Origin of the sequence: Pseudoalteromonas phenolica, from assembly GCF_005886345.1 — a bacterium.
Classification (GTDB): Bacteria; Pseudomonadota; Gammaproteobacteria; order Enterobacterales; family Alteromonadaceae; genus Pseudoalteromonas; species Pseudoalteromonas phenolica_A.
Window position 1 is genome coordinate 1 of record NZ_PNEC01000051.1, and the last position, 225, is coordinate 225.

Here is a 225-nt window from a genome sequence, read left to right on the forward strand (position 1 = left end):
TTGAAGTTGTTACAGGCTACGCTCCCCGCTCTGTGTAGCTATTTAAAGCAGCGCTTTGATAAGCCTACAGGTATAGCGTTTATTGATTCTACTTCACTCAAAGTTTGTCAAAACATGCGTATTCCTCGTCACCAAGTTTTCGCAGACGAAGCCAAGCGAGGAAAAGGAACAATGGGTCGGTTTTATGGCTTTAAACTCCACCTTATCATGAATGACGAAGGTGGT

At 43.6% G+C, this 225-nt stretch carries 1 protein-coding gene; it reads left to right on the forward strand.

The annotated features are described in order from the left end of the window. The coding region (locus tag CWB72_RS16520) for a transposase (RefSeq protein ID WP_252371578.1) at nucleotides 1–225 on the forward strand (225 nt) is incomplete at both ends.